Annotated in this window: 3 protein-coding genes; 2 read left to right on the top strand and 1 reads right to left on the bottom strand. The window is 44.9% G+C overall.

Features of this window, described 5'->3' with window-relative positions; all coding sequences use genetic code 11:
- The coding region (locus CAG65_RS10775) for a CreA family protein (RefSeq protein WP_202599345.1) at window positions 1-183 on the bottom strand (183 nt) is incomplete at its 3' end.
- Window positions 184-322: 139 nt separating this feature from the next.
- On the opposite strand from CAG65_RS10775, the gene CAG65_RS10780 reads away from it, so the two are divergent.
- Both CAG65_RS10780 and CAG65_RS10785 read left to right on the top strand, forming a co-directional pair.
- A complete protein-coding gene (locus tag CAG65_RS10780; RefSeq protein ID WP_202599346.1) occupies window positions 323-841 on the top strand; it encodes a flavodoxin in 519 nt (172 codons plus the stop codon).
- 136 nt (window positions 842-977) lie between these two features.
- Window positions 978-1625 carry an HAD-IA family hydrolase gene (locus CAG65_RS10785; protein WP_021705334.1) on the top strand — a complete coding sequence of 216 codons (648 nt, stop codon included), beginning with the start codon at window positions 978-980 and terminating at the stop codon, window positions 1623-1625.
- The last annotated feature ends 533 nt before the right edge of the window (window positions 1626-2158 follow it).

A 2158-nucleotide genomic window follows, 5' to 3' on the forward strand; every position in this document is an offset into this window, starting at 1 on the left:
GCTCAAGTCGGCTTCAATGGAGGCGACGTGGCAAGTCACGCCACTGACGATAGGGTCCCGGAGGTAGTTAAGTTTAATGTCTTTCATCGTGAATAATCCCAGGCTGACGTCACCAACCTCGTCACCACTACAGCCAGCCAGCCCGAGCGAAATCATAGACATCAGGGTGATTTTCTTTAGCATTTCTTTTTCCTGTCAATGTTTTTACCCATGATAGCAGTTTGTTCAGACAAAGAAACGCTTAGAAAATAACTGCTTGCTCATCACATACGGGGTGGTATGCTGCCTGCATGATTTTAAGCCTTACTTGGGATGACTGACAATGGCAACTTCTGTGCAGGCTATCGCCGAACTCAAAAATAACTGGCTTGCCAGTCAGATCGATGTTGAATTTCCTACTCAGGAAAGCCTTGACGGTCACTCTCTGTATCAAAAACGAGCCGCATTATTTACCTACCACGAATTGAGCCAGGATGAATTTACAGGAAGCACACTGTTTCCGAAGCAAGACGTTTTCCTGGTCGACTTTCACCGCCTCACGGTGATGTTTGCTTTGCTTCAGGCGCAGGTTTGGGAAGGGGAGCAGGAACAGGCTTTGACGATCGAATTTTTCACCCAAATTATTTACTCCTCACCGTGTGACCTTTACCTTGGCTTTCTGTCTGGTGAACCTGTCGCGTGCGCTATTGTTACGCAACAAGAGTCGGCATCATTGATTTCTGATGTGGTAGCACAAGGAAACGATGCCCAACTGGCTCAGGCTTTTGCGTATTCCGTGGCACAAAAATGCCAGCTACCCCAGAGTGGGAAAACCGTTTACATCGAACAAGCTGATACTTGATGAATGAGAAAGAGTGATATTGTCTGAACTTTTGTCATTCACGCCGAGCAATACACTATTTCTGTTAACTGGATCCTTTATGCATGGCTATTAGCACCTATTATCGAATTTAGCGTTAGCAGCTTAGGTGACTTAAATGCATAAAAAAAAGGTGAAATGTGTCATTTTTGATTGTGATGGCACGTTAGTCGATAGTGAAAAATTGTGCTGCGAGGCGCTGGTCAATGTGTTTAACAGTTTTGGTGCCCGATATCGCTACGAAGATGCTCTGGCGAATTTTGAGGGGGGCAAGCTGGCGGATATTTTGGCTCAAACACGTGATCATTTGAATCTTCAGGTGTCCATTGATGTTCTGGAACCTCTTTATCGTGATGAAGTTCAAAAGCTTTTTGAGCACGGCCTTAAGGCGATGGATGGCGCTCAGGACATTCTTCAGATGCTCGATTCCAGACACATTGAGTACTGTGTTGCTACCAACGGCCCTCAGGAAAAGACCAAGCATGCCCTGATTTTGACGGGGTTAATGCCGTATTTTGAAGGTAAAGTGTTTTCTGCGTTTGATACCAATAGCTGGAAGCCGGAACCAGACCTCATTCGTTACTCTGCGATGAATATGGGTTTTACGCTGGAAGAGTGCTTATATATCGATGATACGCCGAAGGGGTTGGAGGCCGGGCTGCGCGCTGGCGTGAGGACATTGCAGTTACTCGGACCACACTCCAGAACCTACTCACACACCGTTCACGCGATCGACAATCTTAGGGATATCTCCCAATGGTTATAACGCGAAAATAAAGCCAAGCTGCGAATCAGTTTGGCTTTATTGTTTTCCGCCAGTGCAGTTTCAGTGTGACGTGCAGTTGGTGTTGTGAATGTAACTGGTTGAAGCTGAAGTTAGCCCTGAATTACTGACCGTGCGATGGATCTGGTTGATATTTTGCAGAAAGGAGCCACAGTGAGCGCACAGCATATTGTGACTGTTTTCCGAAATCAGAAATTCTTCACTTTCGCATAAAGGGCAGCACAATGTTGCGTTTGCATTGGTTTTTGGTGTGTTCATAAATCGTCTCAGCAAGCAAATAATAGATAGAAATGTTTTTTGTTATGCCTGACCATCATAGATGATCAGGTTTAATGCGGAGTTATATTGATAATCTTATTTGTGTACTTTGAGAGCCAATTCATAATTAATAGTGTGGTATTTATGCAAACGCAGAGCCGCAATCACCATTAGATCGAAAAATTTACCACGCCTGTGATGAAAGGCGTGCCAATCGGAGGGAATGAAGATGGAATCTGAAAAATTCTGTATTGTTC

Source organism: Vibrio sp. V39_P1S14PM300, from assembly GCF_009904765.1.
Taxonomy (GTDB): Bacteria; Pseudomonadota; Gammaproteobacteria; order Enterobacterales; family Vibrionaceae; genus Vibrio; species Vibrio proteolyticus.